Origin of the sequence: Streptomyces sp. NBC_00986, assembly GCF_045162565.1 — a bacterium.
GTDB lineage: Bacteria > Actinomycetota > Actinomycetes > Streptomycetales > Streptomycetaceae > Streptomyces.
Genome location: NZ_CP108733.1, coordinates 5,669,843 through 5,692,353, shown reverse-complemented (window position 1 = coordinate 5,692,353; position 22,511 = coordinate 5,669,843). Strand labels below are relative to the sequence as shown.

The following is a 22,511-nucleotide window of genomic DNA, read 5'->3' as shown; positions in this document are numbered from 1 at the left end:
GAACTCCCCGCTCCCTACGTCCCCGCCCGGTCCCGAGGCCTGCGCCCCAGCAACTCCGCCAACCCCCGCCGAGTCGCCGCCAGCACAACCCGGTCGGAGTCCCGCAGGACATACGTGTCGGGGAGGTCCCAGACCAACCCCGACCGCCGTACGTCCTCGGAGGCGTCCCGCGTCGCCGTGTCCAGCGCAAGGACCCGCCACGACCCCGCCCGGAACGCCTCGGCGATCGTCTTCCCCTCCAGCTGGGGATGCCCACCCACGGTCATCGCCGCGAACAGCAACACCCGCCGCTCGACAGGGATCGCCCCCAGAATCTGCCGCCCCATCATCGCCCCGGCGAAGGCAGGCGCGGCCAGATGGGACACACTCCGGCTCCGGGTCAGGGCACCGGGGTGCGCGGCACGCAGGGTCCGGTACACGGCGGTGGCGAAGTCGTCGTCGTACAGCCGGAGCACGACCCGTAGATCCGGCCGCACGGACCGCGCGTACAGCACCGCTTCGAGGTTCGTCGTGTCGGAGCTGGTGACCGCGAGGAGGGCGTGGGCGCGGTGGACCTTGGCGGATTCCAGGACGCCCTCCTGGGTGACGTCACCCAGGATCACCGGCACCCGCAGCCGGCGCGCGACCGCGAGCCCGCGGGCCTCGGGGTCGGCCTCGACGCACACCACGGGGATGTTGAGTTCGCGCAGCCGGGTCAGCACCCGGGTGCCGATCTTGCCGAGCCCGAGCAGCACGACATGCCCGCCGAGCCCCCGCGGCGGCTTGCGCAACGCGGTCGCCGTACGGAACGTGCCGAGGGCTTCGAGCACCGCGGCCAGCAGCACCGGCAGCATCAGCAACCCGACGAGCCCGGACAGGAGTTGAAGGATCTGCCGTCCCAGGGGCGCCCCGATCGCGGGGTCGTCGATCGCGAAGAGATCGAGCAGGGTCAGATAGAAGGCGGTCAGCGGATGGATCTGCGTCACCAGCCACAGCGAGACGGCGAGCGCGATCACACACGCCACCATGCCCGCCAGCGACCACCGCAGCCGCCGCGAGAAGAGCGAGGACCACGCCGGTACGACCCCGCCCCTGCGCCCGACCGGCAACTGCGGCCCGGCGTACGACACTTGCTCAAGGACGACGGTTCCGCGCCCGGTGGCGGAGGCGACCGCCGCCGCGTCGGGCAGCAGGCGCGGACCCTGTTCGCCCATGCCCTCGGAGCCGTCCGCACCGGCCGGGTCGCTGCTGGTCGCCGAGAGCAGGGCCAGCGTGGCAAGCCCAGGATCGGCCACCTCCCCGGGGCCCGGCGGCGGCCGTTCCACCGCGCGCAGCAGCAGCCCGTCGGTCTGGACGACCTTGCTGGTCCCGGCGAGCGCGGTCGCGGCCAGCGCGGGTGCGGCGGTGTCGGCGTCGGAGAGGACGGTGGTCGAGGCGTCGAACCCGGTACCGGGCCCGCCACTCGTCCCGTCACCGGTCGCCAACGCGGCGGCCTGGTCGAGGAGTTCCTCGATGTGCTGGCCGAGCCGCCGGTTGTAGAGGCGGATCACCAGCCGGATACGGGGGTTGAGGCGGCGGGCGGTGAGGGCGGCCCGGATGTTCGTCTCGTCGTCGTCATAGACGAGGGCCAGCGCGGTCGCCCGGTCCACGCCCGCCTCGGCGAACACGGCCTCGGTCAGCTCGGCGACCTCCAACACCCGCTCGCCGCGCGGGGGTTCGGGGGCGACAGGTGCGGTGCTGCCGCCGCCATTGCCGTTGGTCCGGCCCACCGCCGCGTTGACCCGGTCGAGCAGCGCGGCCGAGGCGGCACGCGCGCGGCCGACGACGGGCGGCCGGGCGGTGGCCTCGGAGAGCGGGACGACGAGGGTGATCTGCTCGCCGTAGACACTGCGGAGTTCGACGGCGAGCCGGTGCGCGAGCGCGTCGTCTCCGCACACCACCATGTGCGCACGGGCGTTGCCCGGAGGGGTCTGATTCGGAACGCTGCTCGCCACGAGGGGAAAGACTGCCCCAAGGAGGCGGGTGGTTCCAGTATTCCGCTGAACACCCGTGCCCTGACTGCCGTATGCAGAGACAGGGAGCAAAACTCGCGAAACCAGGCGTCTGCCGGAGGTATCTCACCCGTGGCCATCACCACCGAACCAGCCGCGCCGACCACGGAGACGCCACCGGACCCGCATGCGAAACCGGACGCGAAACCGGCCGCGCCCGCCAAGGAGTCACCGGCCGCGTCCGCCAAGGCGTCGAAGGACGGCTGGCAGCTCAACTCACCCCTTGTGCTGACCATGGTGCTGCTCGTGGTCGTGCTCGCCCAGAGCCCGATCCGTCAGGCCCTGTCCGCGCCGGTGATGCAGAGCTGGATGACGGTGTTCGTGGCCGTGGTCGTGCAGGCGCTGCCCTTCCTGGTGCTGGGTGTGCTGCTGTCGGCCGGGATCGCGGTGTTCGTACCGGCGACGTTCTTCACCCGCGCGCTGCCGAAGAACCCCGTGCTGGCCGTGCCGATCGCCGGTATGGCGGGCGCGATCCTGCCCGGCTGCGAGTGCGCGTCGGTGCCGGTGGCCGGGGCGCTGGTGCGGCGGGGTGTCACCCCGGCGGCGGCGATCGCGTTCCTGCTCTCCGCCCCGGCGATCAACCCGATCGTGCTGACGGCGACGGCCGTTGCGTTCCCGCGCAACCCGGAGATGGTGCTGGCCCGGTTCGTCGGCAGCCTGCTCGTGGCCTGCGTGATGGGCTGGCTGTGGACGCGGATCGGCCGTACCGACTGGCTGCGTCTGCCCGCCCACGAGCCGCACGAGGGGGAGACCAAGGGGGCCGCGTTCTGGGGCTCGGTCCGGCACGACGTCATGCAGGCCGGCGGATTCCTCGTCCTCGGCGCGATGTCCGCGGCCACGCTCAAGGCGGTGGCACCGGCGAGCTGGCTGCGGACGGCCGCCGACAACCCGGTGGTGGCGATCCTCGCCCTCTCGATCCTCGCCGTCCTGCTGTCGATCTGCTCGGAGGCGGACGCGTTCGTCGCCGCGTCGCTCACCCAGTTCTCGCTCACGGCCAAACTCGCGTTCCTGGTGGTGGGCCCGATGATCGACCTGAAGCTGTTCGCCATGCAGGCGGGCACGTTCGGCCGGGGCTTCGCGATGCGCTTCGCACCCGCCACCTTCGTCCTCGCCATCGCGGGCGCGGTCGTCACCGGGGCGGTGCTCCTGTGAACCGGCAGGCACAGGCGGCGGTCCTGTTCCTCGTCGGCGCGGCCCTCCTGCACGCGGGCTTCACCAACCTCTACCTGCGCTACGTCAAGGCAGGCCTCCAGCCGCTCCTGCTGCTCTCCGGCGCGGTCCTCATCGTGACCGCACTGGCGACGGCCTGGTACGAGTGGCGCCGGACGCGGAGGGAGAAGACGCAGGCGGAAGCGCACGCGGGGGCCCACACCGAAGCGCACGCGGAGGCCCACACCGAGGACGACGCTCACGAGGGACACGTACCCGAGGGACACGTCCACCGCGAACCCCGTATCTCCTGGCTCCTGATCCTCCCCCTCTTCGCCCTGATCCTGGTCGCCCCACCGGCTCTCGGCTCCTACAGCGCGGTCCGCACCGGCACAGCCATCCAGCAGCCGTACGGCCTTCTCAAGCTCCCCGACAGCAACCCGCTCACCATCGGCCTGGTCGACTACGCGAGCCGCGCGGTCTACGACCACGGACGGTCCCTGGGCACCCGGCAGCTGAAGGTCACCGGCTTCGTCGCGCTGGACAAGTCGGGCTCCCCGTTCCTCGTCCGCATGGCTCTCAACTGCTGTGCGGCGGACGCCCAGCCGGTGAAGATCGCGCTGACGGGCAAGATTCCGCCGGTACTTCAGCCCGACACCTGGCTGGAGATCACCGGCACCTACAGCCCCAAGCAGACCAAGGACCCCATCAACAACCGCCCGATCCCCTACTTCCAGGTCACCCAGGCCAAACCGGTCCCGACGCCGAAGGACCCGTACGACGAGAGCTGGAACCAGTGACAACTGGAACCAGTAACAGCCGGAACCAGTAACTGGCCTGGTTTCAGAGGAGGTTGGCGACCGCGGCGGCCATGATCGGCTCGGCGGTCTCCTCCGTCAGCTCCGGCGGTACGACCAGGAGATCCCAGCGGCCGCGGCCCGGCGCGAGCAGGACGACGGTGTTCGGGGCGTGCACGGCGGTGGTCCGGTGCAGCCGTACGACCTGGTTGGCCACGAGCATCCGGCCGGGGGCGGTCGACCAGACCCGCCCGTTCACCATCACGCTGACGATGTGTCCCCAGGTCCGGGGCAGTCCGGCGAGCAGGCGCGGCACCTCGGTGAGCACGTCGTAGGAGTGCGGCCACCAGGCTCCGTCGAGGCGGCGCGGTACGGAGGTGTGGGCGGCGAGGCGCAGCCGGAGGACGGGCGGGGCGGTCTGCTCCACGTCGGGCGACGAGGCGATGGTGTCCGAGGCGGGCGAACTGTGGGTGTCCGTGGGCGCGTTCATGTCGCGGTCCCTGTCCCCGGCCGTCCGTCGTGCGGCGGTCCGGTGCCGTGGTGCACTGGGAACGACGACGGCGCCAGAGCCGAGGTGCGGAGAACTCCCGGTACTGCTCACCGTACTCCCGCCCCGGGCGGGCCGGTCTGCGCCGGAGGCACTCCGTGCCCCTCCGCGGCCCGCGGGCGTACCGTGAAAGGACCGAGGATTTCTCGTGCACCGGATCGCACCGGTGCCGTTCTCGGCGAACCACGACGCCGGGGCGGATCCGTTCCGCGCCCGGGGCAGGGCTCAGCCCATGACCGTGAATGTGCCCGGTCGGCCGGTGACCGCGGACGCGCCCGCGGCCCTCGCCGGACACGGCGGTGCCGGTACGGCGGGCTGGGAGAGGACGTGGTCCACGTCGGGCCAGGAGCGGGGTGCTTCCGGCCACGAGCCCCACACGTCCAACCGTGAGCGCGGCCCGTCCCCCTGGGAAGGGGACCGCGTCCGCCCGCTCAGCCGCCGCCAGATCGAGGACCGCTTCCAGGACCTGGGCGTCCTGTACGAGGAGACCTGCGGCGGGACCCGCAGGGGCAACCGTTCCCGCACCGCCTTCCTGCGGCGGCTGGCCGGTGACGTCCGGCGCCCCGGTTTCACCCTGCTGATCGCCGAGAACACGACCCTGACGGCCTGCGCCTACGGCTTCCCCGTGCGCGTCGGCGACCCCTGGTGGCAGGGCCACGACACCCGGCTGCCCCGGCTGCTGCACGGGCTCGCGGTGACCGGCGGACTCTTCGCGGTCTCCGGGATCGTCGTCCCGCCCCGCGTGCGCACCCACTACCAGGACCGGGACTGGAACCTCGCCCGGCGCCTGCAGCGCCGGCTGCTCGCCGATCACGCGTCGGCGCTCGGCGTCACCCTGGTGCCCCGCACCGACACCGAGACCCTGACGGCGTACCGCGCGTGGGGCTGGCAGGACGTCGTAGGACCCCCGTCTGACGCCGCGCGAGCACCCGAACGGGGCTCTCTGCGGGGCCCCGACGGCCTTGATCCACGGCTTCCGGGCGCCTGCCGGGTGCTGGTTCTGGCCCCCTGAGAGCGTCGACCGGCGTCACAACATCTATGTTCGCCGCGACAGAGATTCCCCGGGTGCGACTAGAGTTCCCGTACGGGGGAACCAGCTCCCGCGGCAGGCCGATGCCGCCCGGGCGGCCCGCAGGAAAGGTGTACATGCCCGCAGAAAGCCAGCAGCCCGCGGCCGACCGGCTCGACGACGACGACTACCCCGCCTACACCATGGGCCGGGCCGCCGAGCTGATCGGTTCCACCCCAGGTTTCCTCCGGTCACTGGGTGAGGCCGGGCTGATCACCCCGAAGCGATCGGACGGCGGTCACCGCCGCTACTCGCGCCGTCAGCTCCGTACGGCCTCCCGTGCGCGCGAGCTGGTCGACCAGGGGACGCCCATCGAGGCCGCGTGCCGCATCATCAGCCTGGAGGACCGGCTGGACGAGGCCCTGCGTGTCAACGAGGAGCTGCGCCGCTCATCCCATCGGTAGAAAATCTGCTGCGCCCGAAACAGAAATTCACCGTTTCGGGTCGGCGCTTTTCCCGCCCAATTCCCCCGCCCCGTAAATGGGTTCCGTGCTAGGCTGACTTCAGTTGCAGTTGTGGTTGCCAATTTTGAACCGGTTCTCCGGACAGGTGATCATCACGGCGATGGAGGAGATTCGTAAAGTGCGGATCTCGTGCACTGCCTAGGAGTTAAGACATGGCCACCGGTACCGTGAAGTGGTTCAACGCGGAAAAGGGCTTCGGCTTCATCGAGCAGGACGGCGGCGGCGCTGACGTCTTCGCCCACTACTCGAACATCGCCACCCAGGGCTTCCGCGAGCTGCAGGAAGGTCAGAAGGTGACCTTCGACATCACGCAGGGCCAGAAGGGCCCGCAGGCGGAGAACATCGTTCCCGCCTAAGCACGCGAAGCTGCGAAACAGGGGCCCGCACCTTGGGTGCGGGTCCCTTTTCGTATCTGCTCATTTACCTGCCGTTCCCCGGCCGTTCTCGGCATCCCCGGCATCCCCGGCTTTCCCCGAGGAGAAATCCTCCCCTCTCCTCCCGCTCGAAACCCCTTGGTGAGGCACCATGCGCTGCGTGATCGCCCGTTACCCCTTCGATCTGACGAAGAGCGAGGTGGAGGAGATGCTCAAGGGCATCCGCCCGGAGCAGCCCGTCACCGGCCAGTGCGCCGTCATCAGCCGCAAGCTGTACCCGGTCAAGCAGGTCGGCGAGGTGATCACCAAGCAGGACCGCCGTGACTTCACCGCCTTCGAGGTGACCAGGGCTCTCACCCGGCTCGGTTTCACCTGCCACGAGACGCCGCCCGCGCCCGCCACTCCGGCGCCCGCACCGGCCGCCCCCGCCACGGAGAACCCCACGGACTCCGGCCCGGAATCGACCTCGTACATCGGCACCACCCTGGGCTGACGCCTCCGCCCGCACGTCCCCGCACACCCCGAGCGACCACGCCGCCGTAGATCCATCCGGGCGCGAGGTCGCTCTTTGCGTGCCGGCTCCTCACAGCTCCTTGTCGGGCCAGTCCAGCAGGCGGGCCCCGATGACCGCCGTCTGCAGCGTGTACCGCTGGCCGGGGTCCGCCGGATCAGCGCCGGTCAGCTGGTGGATGCGCTCCAGCCGGTAGGTCAGCGCGCGCACGCTCAGCGAGAGCCGGCGCGCGGACTCCGCCGCCACACAACCGCTGTCGAAGTACGTCGACAGGGTGTCCAGCAGCGGGCGCGCACCGCCGCGCGCCCTGGTCAGCGGGCCCAGCGCGTCGAGCACCAGATCCGCCATCGCCTGCCGGTCGCGGGTGAGCACCGGGTAGACCAGCAGGTCGGCGGCGCGCAGGAGGGGGCCCTCCAGGTTGAGGCGCTCGGCCAGTTCGAGCGTGTTCAGGGCCTCCTCGTACGACTGGACGATCCCGCCCGCGCCCGGCTGCGGCCGGCCGATCGCCGCGCGGGTGCCCTCCGCGGCGGCGTACGACTGCTTCGCGAAGTGGGCGAGGATGTCGTCCTGGTCGCCGGGCGCGACACACAGCATCCGGCCGGCCTTCGTGGTGAGCAGGATGTTGCGGTCACCGAAACGGCTGATCATCGCCCGCTCCACCTGACGCGGCACCGGCGCGCTCTCGTCGTACGGCGTCGGGCCCTGGACGACCGCGACGGCGTGCGTGTGGGAGAGGCGCAGGCCGAAGCGCTCGGCGCGCTCCGCGAGCCGGCCCAGATCGCTGCGGCCGTAGAGCAGGTCGTCGATGAACTCCCGCCGCGCCGCCTCTTCCTGTCGTACGGCGAGACGCTGCGCGCGTTCGTAGCCCTCGGCGAAGGCGTCGATCACCTGCTGCACCGCGGCAAGGGTGCAGTCCGCGGCACCGGGGGTCTGGGGCCAGGCGGCGCGGGTGGCGGCGAGATGGGCGTTGACCAGGGCGCGCAGTCCGTGACCGGCCTCGGCCGCCTGCTCGCCCAGGGTGCGGCGGGCCGCCAACTCGGCCCGGGTCAGGCGGCGTCCGGTGCCGGCGACCTCCGCCAGGAGCGGCGCATACCCCGCCAGATACTGCTCAGGTATTTCGCGCTCCGGCAACTCCGCCCCCGTTTTCCTTGACGCCCTGGTGACGCTTTCTTAGCGCGTCACCGGCATCAAGACCCTAATGAACACTGCCGGGTTCCGGCAATGCGCGGGCGCGCACCCCGCGTGCACCATGGCGCCAGGGGAGCACCGCGGAAGGTTCCGGTGCCGGACACCGGCAAGTGTCCTGCACCGGGGCCGCGATCCGCGCATCCCCGAAGTCTTAACGCGTCGTGGACTCAGCGGACAGGGAACGGGGGGCCGGGATCATGGGGGCGTTCTTCGCTGCCGCGACCGGTTTTCCCACCGTCGTCTTCACCGCCGCGCTCACCGTGGTCGTCCTGTTCTGGCTGCTGGTCGCGCTGGGCGCGGCGGACGCCCGTGGACACGCCCACGTTCACCTCAACTCCCGTGCGCACGGCGATGGTTGGGGGCTCGGCGGGGTCCCGGTGACCCTCGCCTTCTCACTGTTCACCGCCGTCGGCTGGCTGATCAGCTACTGCGCGAACGTGCTGTTCGTCCCCTCCGGCCCGGTCGGGGTCCTGGTCGGAGCGGTCGTGCTGACCGTCACGGTGTACGTCTCCTGGCGCGCGACCAAGCTGCTCGTACGCCCTCTGCACCGCCTGTTCCCCGACGAACACGGGCCGTCCCGGCTGGACTTCGTCGGGCTGACCTGCACGATCCGCACCGGGCGGGTCGACGCGGGGTTCGGTCAGGCGGAGGTCAGGTCCGCGGACGGCTCGGCCGCGGTGGTCCAGGTCCGGCAGACGGGCAACGACGCCCTCGCCGGCGGCAGCACCGGACTGCTCTACGCCTACGACGAGACCGGCGAGTTCTTCTGGGTCGCGCCCTACGACAGCGCGCTGGACCCGCGGACCGGCCCCGGCACGACGGGATAGGCCGTCAACTCAGGCCGGCCGCACGCTCGTTGACCTCCACTCGCTGATCCCTGCCTGGTCGTCGATCACTCTGCTCACCCCTCTCATCCCTTGAGGACCCATGTCATGAACGCCATCACCGTCGGCATCGGTGTGTTCGTCGCCGTTGTCCTGCTCATCGCGCTCACCCTGCTTCTGGTGGTCGGACGGCTCTTCCGGAAGGTGGAGCAGGGGCGGGCGCTGATCGTCTCCAAGACGAAGAAGGTCGACGTCACCTTCACCGGGGCGGTCGTGCTGCCGGTGCTGCACAAGGCCGAGTTCATGGACATCTCGGTGAAGACCATCGAGATCCGCCGCACCGGGCGCGAGGGCCTGATCTGCCAGGACAACATCCGCGCCGACATCCACATCAGCTTCTTCGTGCGGGTCAACAAGACCGTCGAGGACGTCATCAAGGTCGCGCAGGCCATCGGCACCCAGACGGCGAGCGACCCGGCGGCGATCCAGGACTTCTTCGCCGCGAAGTTCTCCGAGGCGCTCAAGACCGTAGGAAAACAGCTGGACTTCGTCGATCTCTACACCAAGCGCGAGGAGTTCAGGGACCGGATCATCCAGGTCATCGGCACCGACCTCAACGGCTACCACCTCGACGACGCGGCCATCGACTTCCTCGAACAGACGCCGATGACCCAGCTCGACAACCAGAACATCCTGGACGCGCAGGGCATCCGCAAGATCACCGAGCTGACGACGATCGAGCACGTCCGCACCAACGAGTTCCAGCGCACCGAGCAGAAGGAGATCACCCGGCAGAACGTCGACGCCCGGGAGACCATCCTGGAGCTGGAGCGCCGGCAGGCCGAGGCGGAGATCAAGCAGCGCCGTGAGGTGGAGGTCCTGCGCGCCAAGGAGGAGGCCGCCACCGCGAAGGTGCAGGAGGAGGAACGGCTGGGCGCGCAGGCTGCGTTCCTCCGCACCGAGGAGCAACTCGGCGTTCAGCGCGAGAACCAGGCCCGCGAGATCGCCGTCGCGCAGAAGAACCGCGAGCGGGTCATCGCCGTCGAGAACGAGCGCATCGAGAAGGACCGCCTCCTCGAAGTCATCGCCAGGGAACGGGAGACCTCGCTCTCCGGGATCGCCCGTGACAAGGAGGTCGAGGCGGAGCGGCGCGAGGTCGCGGACGTGGTCCGGGAACGGATCGCCGTGGACCGTACGGTCGCCGAGCAGGAGGAGGCCATCAAGAAGCTGCGGGTGGTCGAGGAGGCCGAGCGCACCCGCCAGGCCGTGATCATCGCCGCCGAGGCGGAGGCGCAGGAGAAACTGGTCAAGGACATCAAGGGCGCCGAGGCCGCGGAGGCCGCCGCCAAGCACCGCGCCGGTGAGCAACTCACCCTCGCCGAGGCCCGGTTGAAGTCCGCCGACCTCGACGCCCGCGCCAAGTTGCGCCTCGCGGAGGGCATCCAGGCGGAGGCGGCGGCGGCCGGACTCGCCGAGGTCCAGGTCCGCGACAAGGAGGCCGAGGTCACCGTGAAGGCCGGCCGCGCCGAGGCCGAGGCCACGGGGGCGCGGCTGCGCGCGGAGGCGGAAGGCACCGAGGCCCGGCTGCGGGCGGAGGCCGAGGGCACCCGGGCCAAGGCGCTCGCCGAGGCCGAAGGTGCGCAGGCCAAGGTCCTCGCGCAGGCCGAAGGCGTACGGGCGAACGCGCTCGCGGAAGCCACGGGCATCGGCGAGAAGCTCAAGGCCGAGGCGGAGGGCCTCACCGAGAAGGCCGCCGCGATGGCCGCCCTCGACGACGCCTCGCGCGGACACGAGGAGTACCGGCTGCGGCTGCAGGCCGAGAAGGAGATCCGGCTCGCGGGTCTCGACGTGCAACGGCAGGTCGCCGAGGCGCAGGCCACGGTCCTCGCGACCGGTCTGGAGAACGCCGACATCGACATCGTCGGCGGCGACTCGGTCTTCTTCGACCGGCTGATCTCGTCGATCTCGTTCGGCAGGAGCGTCGACGGTTTCGTCTCCAACTCCCAGACGGCACAGGCCCTGGCGCGTCCCTGGCTGGACGGCACGTCGAACATCGCCGACGACCTCGGGCGCGTTCTCGGCTCCGTCTCCACGTCCGACGTGCAGAACCTCACCGTCTCCGCGCTGCTGATGAAGCTGATGACCTCGGACCCGGCGAACGCCGGTCGGCTACGGCAACTGCTGGACAAGGCAGGTGAGTTGGGCCTGGCGGACACCCCGCTGGCCGCGCTCAACGGGCACCCGGTCAAGGCCTGACCGGCCTGACCCCCACCGACGGTCCGGAACTGCCGCACAGGGGACGGCAGTTCCGGACCCACCCCCCCCGAGATCCTGAGAGGGACCCATGACCACCGGCCTGGACACCGGCACCTACGAGGTCCTGCGCGACCGCCTCGCCGCACAGGCCGCCGAACTCGCCCGCCGCGCGGAGACGCTCAACGCCCGCCGCACCGAGGAGTTCGGCTCCACCCGCCTCGAACTCACCGGCACCGAACGCCTCGACACCGACCACCCGGCCGCACCGCGCGACCTCGTCGCCGTAGGAGACACCCTCCTCTTCGGCCGCCAGGTCTCCCTCGGTGTCACCCGGGAGACGACGGTGGCCGACGTCCTCGCCCTGCACGACCGCCACGACCTGCGCGGACTGCCCGAGAACGCCGTACCCGGACTCCTCGACGACCCGGACTTCGTACGGGAGTTCACCGCCCTGCACCGGTACTACCGCCAGGCCCGCCTCCTCCAACTCCGGTGCCTCGACGGCAAGTTGCTCGCCGTCTTCCGCACCGGCGAGAAGGCCGACGACATCCGGGTCCTGCGCTGGGCACTCGCGGACGACGGCCGGTCGGCGACCTTCCTGGACGCGCACGGCGAACGCGACCACGTCTTCCCGCCGCCGTACGACGTCGACTGGACGGAGACGAACCGCGAGGACCAGATTCCCGGTCGGCACCCGCATGTCCGGATCCAGGACGGGCTGTACGTCGACACGGTGGGCGGAACTCTCACCGTCAAGGTGGAGGACAACACCGAGACGGGGGAGGGGATTTACTCCGAGCCGGTGGACGAACCGTTGCAGTCGGCGGCCGACGCGGAGATCGCGTATGCGCGGGTGGGGGCGCTGGTGCTGCTGCGGGTGCGGCCGTACAAGGAGGAGGCCCGGCGTTATCTGGTCTTCAACACGCTGACCAAGGGCGTCGTCCGGCTCGACGGGATCGGGCTGTCGTGCCATCGGCTGCCCGAGGAGCAGGGGATCGTGTTCCCGGGCGGGTACTGCCTGGCCACGGGGGCGTGGAAGACCTTCGAAGTGGACACCACCGGGCTGGAGTCGGAGCGCGTGGTGCGCTCGCCCAACGGTGAGGACGTGCTGTTCGCGTACCGGGCGCGGGTGCCGGGGCGGAGCCTGCTGCTGCCGTACAACATGATCCGCAAAGAGGTCGCCAACCCGCTGTCCTGCCAGGGGTGGGCGCTCTTCGGCGACGGTGTGTTGATGGTGCTGCGCGCGGGCGGGGAGGGGGAGACCGCTCGCGTTCATCCGTTGCGGGTGTGGCGTACTCCGTACGTCTCGGACACGTACGCCGCCGCCCAACTCGTCGGGTCCGGGCCGCTGTTCCGGGTGGGGAACGCCGATCTTGTGCGGGGGATCTCCGACTGTCTGTCCCTCGCGGGGGCGGTGGCCGGGATGGAACCCACGGCGGAGGTGTACGAGGCGTTGGTCTCCGCGTGTGTCCGGGCGGGGGACTCGTACCACTGGCTCGGTGACGTCGAACTCGGCTATCTGGGCGGCCCGTTGGAGGACGTCCGGGTCACGGCGGAACAGGTCCTGGCCGAGTTCGAGACCGTCCGGACGGTCACCGCCCGCGCGGCCGATGCCCTCGCCGAGACCACGGAACGGCTCACCGGGCTCGTACGGCGGCTGCGGGGCGAGGTGCCCCGGGACGCGGCGGGGTGGGTCGCCGGGCTGACCGAACTCCGGCGTGCGCAGGGGCACTTGCTGACGTTGAAGGAGATGCGGTACGCGGACATCGCGCGGATCGACGAGTCGGCGGCCGGGGTGGAGGCGGAGCTCGGGGCGTTCGGGCAGCGGGCGGTCGGGTTCCTGGCGGGCGAGGACGCGTTCGCCGGGCACCATGAGGTGATCGGTGAGTTGATCGCGGAGGCGGGAGCGCTCGGCACCGTCGCCGAGTCGGCACCCGTGGCCGCTCGGCTCGACGAACTGACCGACGGGCTGCGGACGGTGACCGAGGTGATCGCCGGGCTCGACATCGCCGACGCCACGGTCCGTACGTCGATCCTGGAGCGGATCGCCGAGGTGCTGGGCGGGGTCAACCGGGCCCGCGCCACGCTGGACGCCCGGCGCAGGGAGCTTCAGGACCGGGAGGGACGGGCGGAGTTCGCGGCCGAGTTCGCGCTGTTGGGGCAGTCGGTGACCGGAGCGCTCGCGGACGCGGCGACACCGGAGGCGTGTGACGATCAACTCGCCCGGCTTCTGGTGCAGTTGGAGAACCTGGAAGCCCGTTTCGCGGACTTCGACGACTTCCTCGCCGAACTGACCGGCAAGCGCACCGAGATCTACGAGACCTTCTCCGCCCGCAGGCAGAGCCTGGCCGATGAACGGGCACGCAGGGCCGAGCAGTTCGCGGTCTCGGCGAACCGGGTCCTGGAGACGGTGGTTCGGCGAGCGGCCACGCTCGCCGATGCCGACGCGGTGAGCACGTACTTCGCCTCCGATCCGATGGTGACGAAGATCCGCCGCACCATCGACCAACTCCGGGACCTGGGCGACCGGGTGAGGGCGGAGGAGCTGACTGGTCGGCTGGCCTCGGCCCGTGAGGAGGCGGCCCGTGCCCTGCGCGACCGCACCGACCTGTACACGGACGGCGGCCGTACCCTGCGCCTGGGCCGCCACCGTTTCGCCGTGAACACCGAGCCCCTCGACCTCACCCTGGTCCCGGCAGGTGACGGTCTTGCCTTCGCGCTCACCGGCACGGACTACCGAACCCCGGTCACGGACCCGGAGTTCGCGGCCACCCGTGAGTTCTGGGACCGCCCGCTGCCCTCCGAATCACCGCAGGTCTACCGCGCCGAGCACCTCGCCGCCCGCCTCCTCGACGAACACGGCGCCCAGGCCCTCGCCCAGGAGCCCGACCTCGCCGCTCTGGTCCGCGGGGCCGCGCAGGAGTCGTACGACGAAGGCTACGAACGCGGTGTGCACGACCACGACGCGACCGCGATCCTGGCGGCCGTTCTCCGCCGGTACGAGGGTGCGGGTCTGCTGCGACACGAACCGGGCGCCCGGGCAAGGGCGTTGCTGTTCTGGACCCACGGCACGAGCCCGGAGAAGCGGGCCGGCTGGACGCGGCGGGCGCGGTCGCTCGCGCGGGCCCGCGACACCTTCGGACCGACCCCGGCCGTCGCCGACTTCCTCACGGAGCTGGCGGGAAGGACGGGCGAGTCCGCCGCCGCGTACCTCTTCGACGAACTGACCACCGGTCCCGAGGGTTTCGTGATCAGCGCTGCCGCTCGCACATTCCTCGACAAGTTCCGGCGCACGGTGGGGAGTTCGGCCTACGACGACGATGTGCTCGCCGTCGATGACCTGGCAGCCCGCCGCCAGTTGGTGGAGGCCTGGCTGTCCGCGTACACGACGGCATCCGGTACCGAGGTCGACCCCGGAGACCTCGCGGAGGCGGTGGCCGCCGAACTCTGCCCGGACGCACCTCGGTACGAGTCGGACGCGCGGCTGACCGAGACGGTCGGGGGGCTGCTGGGTACCCATCTGCGGATCGTGGCGGGGTCGTTGACGCTCCGGGTAGATGAATTCCTCGCCCGGACACGGGAGTTCAGGGCGACGGACGTCCCCGGTCATCGGGCGTACCAGCGTCGCCGTACGGCCTTGGTGGCGGCGGAACGTGCCCGGCTGCGACTCGACGAGTACCGGCCGCGCGTGCTGTCGTCCTTCGTGCGGGGGCGGCTGGTCGACGAGGTGTATCTCCCGTTGGTCGGCGACAACCTGGCTCGGCAGATCGGTACGGCGGGTGAGGGGCGGCGGACCGATACCGGTGGCTTGCTGTTGCTCATCTCGCCGCCGGGGTACGGCAAGACGACCCTCATGGAGTACGTCGCCGAGCGGCTCGGGCTGGTGCTGGTCAAGGTCAGCGGGCCCGCCCTCGGGCACGGCGTCACCTCCCTCGACCCGGCCGAGGCGCCGAACGCGACCGCCCGGCAGGAGGTGGAGAAGGTCAACTTCGCGCTCGCGGCCGGCAACAACGTGCTGCTCCACCTCGACGACATCCAGCACACCTCGCCCGAACTCCTGCAGAAATTCATCCCGTTGTGCGATGCGACGCGGCGGGTGGAGGGCGTCTGGGAGGGCGTACCGCGTACATACGACCTACGGGGGAAACGGTTCGCCGTCTGCATGACCGGTAACCCCTACACCGAGTCGGGTGGGCGTTTCCGGGTCCCCGACATGCTGGCGAACCGTGCCGACGTCTGGAACCTCGGCGATGTCCTGACCGGCAAGGAGACAGTGTTCGCGCTGAGTTTCCTGGAGAACGCGCTGACCTCCAACCCGGTGCTCGCCCCGCTGGCCGGCCGCGACCGGGACGACCGGGACCTGTTGATCCGGCTGGCGGAAGGTGACGCGACCGCCCGCGCGGATCGGCTGTCCTACGCCTGTGATCCCGCCGAACTGGCCCGGATCGTAGGGGTGTTGAGGCACCTCATCGCCGCCCGCGACACCGTGCTCGCGGTCAACTCCGCGTACATGGCGTCGGCGGCGATGACGGACGCGGCCCGTTCGGAACCGCCGTTCCGGCTGCAGGGGTCGTACCGCACCATGAACCGCATCGCCCAGCGCATCGAGCCGGTGATGAACTCCCGTGAGCTGGCTGCCGTGTTGGACGACCACTACACCGCCGAGGCGCAGACCCTGGGGACGGGCGCCGAGGCGAACCTGCTGAAGCTGGGGGAGTTGCGGGGCACGCTGACCGGCGAACAGGCCGCGCGCTGGGGGGAGTTGAAGGCGACGTACGCGCGGTCGCGAGGCATGGCGGAGGGCGACCCGTTGAGCCACGCGGTGGCGGCTCTCGGGCTGCTGGCCGAGCGGATCGGGGCGGTGGAGTCGGCGATCACGCGGGCGAGCGGCGGCCCGGAATGACGGTCACCGATCTCCCCGTACACCCAACTGCTAGAGCTGGAGCAGCCGTTGGGTGATCTCGCGGTACTGCCGCAGCGCGTTGCGGGGTTCGTCGGACTGGGAATCGGGGTCCTCGTCGGCCCAGCTGGCGCGGAGGAGTTCGCGGCGGGCCGCGAGGGCGGCGACGAGCTGGGCGGTGGCCTCGTCGTAGGCGCTCTCCGCCTCCGTCAGGGCGTCGCGCGGAGTGTCCGCGAAGGTGTTGAGGGCGTGCCGCAGCCGCTGGAGGACCTTGTCCCGCTCGCTCGACGGGAGCAGCGGCTCCGGGCCCGGGGTGCGGCGTTCGGAGGGGACCCGGTTCTGGCCCGCGGGTTGTTGGGCGCGTGTCTGGTCGTACATCATCGGGAGTCGCTTCCGTCCCGCCCGAAGGCGTTATTGGGATCGTCCGTGCACCGGCCACTGCCCTGCGCCGTGCTGCCAGTCAACGTGCGGCGACGGTTCGTGTCAACGCGGCGGTCACGCGCTCCCGGCCGACGCGTTCCGGTGTGTGCCGGAGTACCGTGGAAGGACCGAGGCCTTCGCGCGCCAATGTCCCGCTCCGGCGCCGTGTTCTCGCGTTTCCCTTCACAGGGGCAGCCCGTGACCCCGGCCGCGCCGTCCGCCGCGAGGCCGAGGAGTCCAGCATGTCGACCGTCTCCGCCCCACCCCCTGCCCCGAAAAAGTGTGACACTTTCGGGGAAAGTGACACACTTTTCTCGGACACCTCCCCGCCACCCCCGTCCTACGACGGCACCTCCCCCTTCCCGCCCGACGAGGGCCCCGCGCCCGTGCGGGACCGCGGGGACCGGATCTACGTCGGCGTCACCGCGGCGATCGTCGTCCTGCCGTTCGTGGGGCTCGGCCTGGTCGGCTGGCTGCTGTGGGGGCGGCTCATCCATCCCGTCGACATCGTGCTCGCGGTCGTGCTCTACACGATCACGGGTCTCGGCGTCACGGTCGGCTTCCATCGCGGGCTCACCCACGGCTCGTACCGCGCGGTCCGGCCCGTGCGCATCGCGCTCGCGGTGGCCGGGTCGATGAGCTTCCAGGGCGACGTCATCGGCTGGGTCGCCACCCACCGCCGCCACCACGCCTTCACCGACCGGCCCGGCGACCCGCACTCGCCGTACCGCTACGGCACCCATCTGCGCGGCCAGTTGCACGGCCTGTTCGACGCCCATGTCGGCTGGCTGTTCCGCAACGAGCAGTCACCGCCCGAGCGTTACGCCCCCGACCTCGTCGCCGACCCCGACATCCGGGCGGTCTCCCGCGCCTTCCCGCTGCTGTGCTTCGTCACGCTCGCGCTGCCGTTCGGCCTCGGCTGGGCGATCGGCGGCAGCTGGCTGTACGGGGTAACAGGCCTGCTGTGGGCGGGACTTGTGCGGATCGCGCTGCTCCACCACGTCACCTGGAGCGTCAACTCGCTGTGCCACATGATCGGTGAGCGGCCCTTCCGGACCCGGCGCCACGACCGCGCCACCAACCTGTGGCCGCTTGCCCTGCTCTCCTTCGGCGAGAGCTGGCACAACCTCCACCACGCCGACCCCACCAGCGCCCGGCACGGCGTCGACCGCGGCCAGATCGACCCGTCGGCCGCCGTCATCCGCCTGATGGAGCGCGCCGGTTGGGCCTACGACGTGCACTGGCCGACCGCGGACCGGGTCGCCGCCCGCCGCGCCTGACCTCGGCTACGGCCGGTGCGGTGGCGGGATCATCCGGGTGTCGAAGCCGCCCGCGATGATCTGCGCCGCGAGATCCGACAGGCGCAGATGACGGGCACGGGCGTAGGAGCGGAACGCTGTGAACGCGTCGTCGACGGACGTGTTCCAGCGCTCCGCCAGCACACCCTTGACCTGCTCGATGAGGATGCGGCTGGTCAGCGCGGACTGCAACTGGCTGTTCTCGACGTGCGACTGCTCCAGTGTGCGCTGCTGGAGCACCGCGATGGTGGCCACGTCGGCGAGGGCCTGGGCGAGGGCGATGTCGTCGTCGCCCAGGCGGTGCGGGGTGGTCTGGAAGAGGTTGAGCGCGCCGACGACCCGGTTGCGCAGCCGGAGCGGTATGGCGTGCGTGGCCACGTACCCCGTCGCGCGGGCCTGCGCCGCGAAGCGCGGCCAGGCCGCGGTCACCTCCGGCCGCGTCAGGTCGATGTTGGTGCGAGCGGCGCCGGTGCGGTAGCACTCGACGCACGGGCCCTGGTCGTGCTGGAGCGCGAGGAGCTCCAGCAGGCGGGTGTGCTCGTCCGAGGCGGCGATGATCTGCAGTTCGCCGTGCGCGTCCACGAGCAGGATCCCGGCCGCCGACACGTCGAGCAGCTCGACGCAGCGCGAGGACAGCCGGTGCAACAGGTCGATGACGTCGAAGTCCTCGACCAGGGAGTCCGCGACCTCCACGAAGATCTCGGCCAGACGTCGTTCGCGGGCCATGGCGATCATCCCTTTCCAGTGTCGGGCGAATACGGCCCGCTCATATCGTCGTCCATTTCGTCGCCGAAGCGGAGTCGGCGGGCGACCACGTCCGCCGCGACCTCGCCGAGAGGGCGTTCACTGCCGTAGGCGTGGGCCCGCAGGCGCAGCAGCGCCTCCTGTATGGGCACGCCCAGCTGGACACTGATCATCCCGGTGGCCTGGTGCACGACCGGGCGGTTCAGCCCGGTCGGCCAGGCCGGTATCGCGTCCGGCCCGGGTGCGGTGCCGTTCGCGTGCCCGGTGCCGTTCAGGAACGCGCCGGTCAGCGCGGCCGTGAGGGCGGTGGCGTCGCCGTACTGCTGCTCGCTGATCCGTCTGTCCCCGGCGCACAGCACGGTCAGGACGCCGACCCGGATCGCGCCGATGCCCAGCGGGAACCCGCACACGCCCTGGACGCCCATGTCGCGCGCGGCCGGCAGCAGCACGGGCCAGCGCTCGGGGCGAACCCGCTCCAGGTCAGGCTCCAGCACGGGCGAACCGGTGCGGACGGCCTCCGGGCCGGGGCCCTCGCCCAGCGTGAACTGGAGCTCCTCGAAACGGGCGCTCAGGTCGGGATGGCACCACAGGGGCTCGGCAGTACGCGCGGCGCCGACCAGCAGCGACAGGGCGACGCCCTGGGCACCCAGCGCCCGGGCGCAGGCCTGCGCGGGATCGCCGCCCTCACCGAGGCGCAGCGACCGCAGGACTTCGGCCATGCCGTCGCTGATCACCGTGCTCCGTTCCGCGGCCGCCGGGACACTTCGAGACGATGCGCCGACCGACGTCTGCCGTACCCTACGTGGCCCTGCGCTCCAACGCGCGGTCGGCGAGCACACCCTTCCAGGCGTCCCGCACGCTCGCGTACCGCGGGAACCGCTCCACCAGACCGGCGGCCCGGAACACGAGCAACGGCCCCGGCCGGGAGTGCACGACGCGCAGCCACCCGAGCCGCTCACGGCACTCCTCCCAGGCCGCGCTCAACGGGTCCAGAACACTGCCGTCCATGAAGGTCACATCGAGCAGATCGACGACGATGAAGAGCCGCCCCGCGCCGTGCCGGGCTTCCTTGAGCTCGTGTGCGAAGGCCGGCACGGTCGTCAGATCGAGCTCACCGCCGGCCCGGACCACGCGTGGTTCGGCCGGTTCGTCGAACAGATCAGGATGCGGGCCCATGTGCCCCATCTCCCCTGTAAGAGAGTGGCTTTCGCCTTCTTGCGCAGGGCCTCTGTTGCGCGGAACGAGACTGCACGGAGAGGGCCGGGGTCCTGGGCTGCCGTAGGACGAGCGTACTGCCGGGGACGGACATGCCGGGAGCCGTTTCCGGCTAATGGGTACCGATTTCGGCCTTGTGCCTGCGTCAGTCGGCCTGATGCGGTATCCACTCGCTGTCGTCGAGTGAATAGCCGTAGCGCGGACGTCCGTTCATCCCGCTGGTGTGGAACGGCTTCCCCTGGTCGTCGATGCGCAGCACCCCGTGCCGGGTCCCGCTCGTCCAGGCCAGCTCCAGGTACCAGCGCACATCGTGCGAGGCCGCGGCGGCCGTGATGTACAGGACCTCGGGATCACTCTCGCTCACCTTGTACGGCAGCCCGGTCTGCCCGGCCTTCGGCGTGGCCACCGGCCGCGTCGCGTCCAGCCCGACGTCGAAGGAGTGCGTGGGCACCCCGCCGCCGCAGCCGACCCCGACATACCCCATGGTGTACGCGTTCCAGGCGAGCGGCGCCCCGCTCTGCACCACCCGCACATTCAGCGACTGGAGTACGACGGTCTCCTGCCCGGTGCCCTGGACAGTGAGCTCGAGGTACTGACTGTCCGCGGACACGGCCCCCAGCGCGCTCACCCAGCTCGGGGCGTCCTGCTCGGTGGGCGGCGGCGGCACCTTCGCCGCGTCCTCGTCGACCAGGTAGGTCTGACTGCAGGGGCTTTCCCAGGCGTACGGCCGTGAGGTGACGGTCAGCGGGACGGCGGCGGTTGCCGCGCCGCCGTCGGCCTTGTTGCTCGGGGTGGCGGATGTGCCGGTCTTCGCGGCGGCGGACCGGGAGGGGTTCGCGCTGTCGGAGGGCGAGGTGGAGGTGGAGGGGGAGGAGGACGCCTTCGACTTCGACGACGGGGAGGGGCCCGAGGTGCCGCTTCCGGTGGAGGTCACGGAACCGGCTTCCTGCTTGCGGTCACCACTGTTGTCGTCGCCGGAGACGAGACGGGGGATGAGGGCGGTGGCGGCGAGGACCACGGCGACCGCGGCGGCGGTGAGGAGGGTGGTGCGGCGGCGGGTGCGGTTGCCGTTGCGGGGGCGGGAGTTGGGGGTGGTGGGGTGGCCTGGCTGCGGGGGGTTCGCGCCGGGTGGGGGTGTGTTGGTGGCGGGGGTGGGAGCGGAGGGGGTGGTGGATGCGGGGGTGCTTGTGCCGGGTGCCGGGGTTGCCGCAGTCGCCGGGGTTGCCGTAGCGGCTGTCCCGGCGGCAGCCTTCCGCTCTCGCTGGCGTGCCCCGTCGGCCAGGATCCACCGGCGGTGGGCCTCGACGAGCTCGTCCGGGGTCGCCTTGCAGAGCCGGGCGAACCGCTCCACGGGGGCGTACTCGGTGGGTACGGCATCGCCGTTGCAGTACCGGTGCAACGTCGACGTACTCATGTGCAGCCGCTTCGCGAGCACGCCGTAGCTCAGCCCCGAACGGTCCTTGAGCTCCCGTATCAGTGCCGCGAAATCGGCGGTCTCCTCAGGCCCTGCCACCCTGCCCCCATTCCAGTCGAGCGTTCCAGGGAGTCACTGTTCCCCCAGGTAAGAGCCGGTGCGAACGTTCCAGGTTCCCGTAGATCCCGGCTGTCGTAGCGGGTGGGACGGAAAGCGGCACAAGCTGCGGTCATCAAAGCACGCCGCCCGCCGACCGGTTGGGCGGCGGCCACTTCCCTCCTTCCGAAAGGCACAACAGCCATGTCCGCGTTCACCGCCCGTCCCCGCACCCGCCTCTTCGCCGCCGCCACCGTCGCACTCGCCGCCCTCTCCCTCACGGCCTGCAACGACAAGCTGGGAGTACAGGACGAGGGCGCGGCCAACCCGACGTCTTCCACGGTGGGGACACCGGCACCGGCGGGGACGAAGGCGGGCGGTTCGACGGGTTCCACGGGTTCCACGGGTTCCACCGGGTCCACGTCGGGCGGCTCGTCGACGGGCAACTCCTCGTCCGGGGGCAGCGGGGGTTCGGGCGGCGGCAAGACGAGCGGGGGCTCGGGATCGGGCTCAGGTTCCGACTCGGGCTCGGGCTCGAATTCGGGTTCGGGTTCGGGTTCGGGTTCCGACTCGGACACCCCCGCGAGCAGGGTCCCGTGCAGCGGCGCCAACACCAAGGTCACCGCCCAGACGGTGTCACGCCCCATCAACCACATGCTGCTCACCGTCACCAACACGGGTACCAAGACCTGCGACCTCTACTACTACCCCGCCGTCAACTTCGGCGACGCCCAGTCGGTCCCCCCGGTCATGAAGGACTCCCAGCCCCAGGCGGTGACCACCCTCACCCCGGGCCAGTCGGGCTACGCCGGCGTGGCCCTCGCCGGCGGAGACAACGGCTCCGGCACCAACGGCCGCACCGCCAAGTCCCTCTCCGTCTACTTCTTCGACCGCAACAACAACAGCATCAGCCCGGCGGCGACCCCGGCGCTGCCGGCGAAGGGCGTGTACGTGGACGACTCGCTGAAGGTGACTTACTGGGTGTCGGATGCGCAGGACGCGTTGACGTACTGAGCGCCGGGGACGGGGGAGACCGAGAACGCCAGAGGGCCGGTACTGGAATCAGTACCGGCCCTCTGAACTGCTATTTGGCTGTCGGGGTGGCGGGATTTGAACCCACGACCTCTTCGTCCCGAACGAAGCGCGCTGCCAAGCTGCGCTACACCCCGATGTCGCCACTCATCTTGCCAGTGTTGCTGCTCATCGCGGCGACAT

The 22,511-nt window shown here is 71.0% G+C and carries 19 protein-coding genes and 1 tRNA gene; 11 read left to right on the top strand and 9 right to left on the bottom strand.

Annotated features, from left to right (window positions below):
* Nucleotides 1–14 precede the first annotated feature (14 nt).
* Entirely contained in the window at nucleotides 15–1,922 is a 1,908-nt protein-coding gene (locus tag OG504_RS25085; protein ID WP_405996419.1) for an NAD-binding protein, read from the bottom strand.
* Between the two features lie 180 nt (nucleotides 1,923–2,102).
* Between OG504_RS25085 and OG504_RS25080 the strand changes: the two genes are divergently transcribed.
* Together OG504_RS25080 and OG504_RS25075 are read left to right on the top strand one after the other, a co-directional pair.
* The gene (locus tag OG504_RS25080) at nucleotides 2,103–3,182 is read left to right on the top strand and encodes a permease (protein WP_405991828.1); all 1,080 of its coding nucleotides are present in this window, start codon (nucleotides 2,103–2,105) and stop codon (nucleotides 3,180–3,182) included.
* Nucleotides 3,179–3,979 (top strand): TIGR03943 family putative permease subunit, encoded by an 801-nt coding sequence (locus tag OG504_RS25075; RefSeq protein ID WP_405991827.1) that lies wholly within the window; start codon nucleotides 3,179–3,181, stop codon nucleotides 3,977–3,979. The genes OG504_RS25080 and OG504_RS25075 overlap by 4 nt, the downstream gene beginning before the upstream one ends.
* Before the next feature lie 43 nt (nucleotides 3,980–4,022).
* Here the strand turns inward: OG504_RS25075 and OG504_RS25070 are convergent, their stop codons facing one another.
* Nucleotides 4,023–4,466: a DUF5994 family protein gene (locus tag OG504_RS25070; RefSeq protein ID WP_405991826.1), complete on the bottom strand. Its 444-nt coding sequence runs from the start codon at nucleotides 4,464–4,466 to the stop codon at nucleotides 4,023–4,025.
* A gap of 205 nt (nucleotides 4,467–4,671) precedes the next feature.
* Here OG504_RS25070 and OG504_RS25065 point away from each other — a divergent pair, with 205 nt between their 5' ends.
* From OG504_RS25065 to OG504_RS25050, 4 genes are all read left to right on the top strand, one after another.
* On the top strand, nucleotides 4,672–5,535 hold the full coding sequence (locus tag OG504_RS25065) for a hypothetical protein (protein ID WP_405991825.1): 864 nt from the start codon (nucleotides 4,672–4,674) through the stop codon (nucleotides 5,533–5,535).
* Between the two features lie 134 nt (nucleotides 5,536–5,669).
* A complete protein-coding gene (locus tag OG504_RS25060; RefSeq protein WP_405991824.1) occupies nucleotides 5,670–5,996 on the top strand; it encodes a MerR family transcriptional regulator in 327 nt (108 codons plus the stop codon).
* 212 nt (nucleotides 5,997–6,208) lie between these two features.
* Entirely contained in the window at nucleotides 6,209–6,412 is a 204-nt protein-coding gene (locus tag OG504_RS25055; protein ID WP_019063123.1) for a cold-shock protein, read from the top strand.
* A 169-nt stretch (nucleotides 6,413–6,581) separates the two neighbouring features.
* Entirely contained in the window at nucleotides 6,582–6,923 is a 342-nt protein-coding gene (locus OG504_RS25050) for an SCO5918 family protein (protein WP_405991823.1), read from the top strand.
* A gap of 90 nt (nucleotides 6,924–7,013) precedes the next feature.
* Here OG504_RS25050 and OG504_RS25045 read toward each other — a convergent pair whose 3' ends face one another.
* Complete coding sequence (locus OG504_RS25045; protein WP_405991822.1) at nucleotides 7,014–8,072, bottom strand: PucR family transcriptional regulator; 1,059 nt, start codon at nucleotides 8,070–8,072, stop codon at nucleotides 7,014–7,016.
* Nucleotides 8,073–8,326: 254 nt separating this feature from the next.
* On the opposite strand from OG504_RS25045, the gene OG504_RS25040 reads away from it, so the two are divergent.
* The 3 genes from OG504_RS25040 to OG504_RS25030 all read left to right on the top strand — a co-directional run bounded on the left by OG504_RS25040 (nucleotide 8,327) and on the right by OG504_RS25030 (nucleotide 16,112).
* Nucleotides 8,327–8,956: a hypothetical protein gene (locus OG504_RS25040; protein ID WP_405991821.1), complete on the top strand. Its 630-nt coding sequence runs from the start codon at nucleotides 8,327–8,329 to the stop codon at nucleotides 8,954–8,956.
* Between the two features lie 105 nt (nucleotides 8,957–9,061).
* Nucleotides 9,062–11,209: a flotillin family protein gene (locus OG504_RS25035; protein WP_405991820.1), complete on the top strand. Its 2,148-nt coding sequence runs from the start codon at nucleotides 9,062–9,064 to the stop codon at nucleotides 11,207–11,209.
* 88 nt (nucleotides 11,210–11,297) lie between these two features.
* Nucleotides 11,298–16,112 carry a DNA repair ATPase gene (locus OG504_RS25030; protein ID WP_405991819.1) on the top strand — a complete coding sequence of 1,605 codons (4,815 nt, stop codon included), beginning with the start codon at nucleotides 11,298–11,300 and terminating at the stop codon, nucleotides 16,110–16,112.
* A 30-nt stretch (nucleotides 16,113–16,142) separates the two neighbouring features.
* On the opposite strand, the gene OG504_RS25025 is transcribed toward OG504_RS25030, so the two are convergent.
* Nucleotides 16,143–16,490 carry a hypothetical protein gene (locus OG504_RS25025; RefSeq protein WP_405991818.1) on the bottom strand — a complete coding sequence of 116 codons (348 nt, stop codon included), beginning with the start codon at nucleotides 16,488–16,490 and terminating at the stop codon, nucleotides 16,143–16,145.
* 425 nt (nucleotides 16,491–16,915) lie between these two features.
* On the opposite strand from OG504_RS25025, the gene OG504_RS25020 reads away from it, so the two are divergent.
* Nucleotides 16,916–17,809 carry an acyl-CoA desaturase gene (locus OG504_RS25020; protein WP_405991817.1) on the top strand — a complete coding sequence of 298 codons (894 nt, stop codon included), beginning with the start codon at nucleotides 16,916–16,918 and terminating at the stop codon, nucleotides 17,807–17,809.
* Nucleotides 17,810–17,815: 6 nt separating this feature from the next.
* On the opposite strand, the gene OG504_RS25015 is transcribed toward OG504_RS25020, so the two are convergent.
* From OG504_RS25015 to OG504_RS25000, 4 genes are all read right to left on the bottom strand, one after another.
* Complete coding sequence (locus OG504_RS25015) at nucleotides 17,816–18,562, bottom strand: GAF domain-containing protein (RefSeq protein WP_405991816.1); 747 nt, start codon at nucleotides 18,560–18,562, stop codon at nucleotides 17,816–17,818.
* Nucleotides 18,559–19,305, bottom strand: a complete 747-nt coding sequence (locus tag OG504_RS25010) for an ANTAR domain-containing protein (protein ID WP_405991815.1) — start codon at nucleotides 19,303–19,305, stop codon at nucleotides 18,559–18,561. The genes OG504_RS25015 and OG504_RS25010 overlap by 4 nt, the downstream gene beginning before the upstream one ends.
* A gap of 64 nt (nucleotides 19,306–19,369) precedes the next feature.
* The gene (locus tag OG504_RS25005; protein ID WP_405991814.1) at nucleotides 19,370–19,747 is read right to left on the bottom strand and encodes an STAS domain-containing protein; all 378 of its coding nucleotides are present in this window, start codon (nucleotides 19,745–19,747) and stop codon (nucleotides 19,370–19,372) included.
* Between the two features lie 184 nt (nucleotides 19,748–19,931).
* Entirely contained in the window at nucleotides 19,932–21,299 is a 1,368-nt protein-coding gene (locus OG504_RS25000) for a helix-turn-helix domain-containing protein (RefSeq protein WP_405991813.1), read from the bottom strand.
* Nucleotides 21,300–21,500: 201 nt separating this feature from the next.
* On the opposite strand from OG504_RS25000, the gene OG504_RS24995 reads away from it, so the two are divergent.
* A complete protein-coding gene (locus tag OG504_RS24995) occupies nucleotides 21,501–22,310 on the top strand; it encodes a DUF4232 domain-containing protein (protein WP_405991812.1) in 810 nt (269 codons plus the stop codon).
* 81 nt (nucleotides 22,311–22,391) lie between these two features.
* On the opposite strand, the gene OG504_RS24990 is transcribed toward OG504_RS24995, so the two are convergent.
* Nucleotides 22,392–22,465, bottom strand: a tRNA-Pro gene (locus tag OG504_RS24990).
* Between the last annotated feature and the right edge of the window lie 46 nt (nucleotides 22,466–22,511).